The 432-nt window shown below is 55.8% G+C and carries 1 protein-coding gene; it reads left to right on the forward strand.

Annotation, left to right across the window (positions count from 1 at the left end; all coding sequences use genetic code 11):
* On the forward strand, positions 1-432 hold a 432-nt coding region (locus tag ACTHUM_RS20050), incomplete at both ends, for a formate--tetrahydrofolate ligase (RefSeq protein WP_440404013.1).

Consider the following 432-nt stretch of genomic DNA (forward strand, 5'->3'; position numbering starts at 1 on the left):
GGTACAAACCATCGAAGGCACTCCGGCCTTTGTACACGGCGGCCCGTTCGCCAACATCGCCCACGGCTGTAACTCTGTAACCGCTACCCGTTTGGCGACACACCTTGCCGATTACGCCGTAACCGAAGCAGGCTTCGGCGCGGATTTGGGCGCGGAAAAATTCTGCGACATCAAATGCCGTATGGCGGATTTGAAACCTGATGCGGCTGTTGTCGTGGCTACCGTCCGCGCTTTGAAATACAACGGCGGCGTGGAGCGTGCCACTCTCGGCGAAGAAAAACTCGAAGCCTTGGCAAAAGGCCTGCCTAATCTGCTGAAACACATTTCCAACCTGACAAACGTATTCGGACTGCCTGTGGTGGTTGCCATCAACCGCTTTGTGTCCGACTCCGATGCCGAGTTGGCAATGATTGAAAACGCCTGTGCGGAACA

It is taken from the genome of Neisseria sp. P0021.S006, from assembly GCF_051956895.1.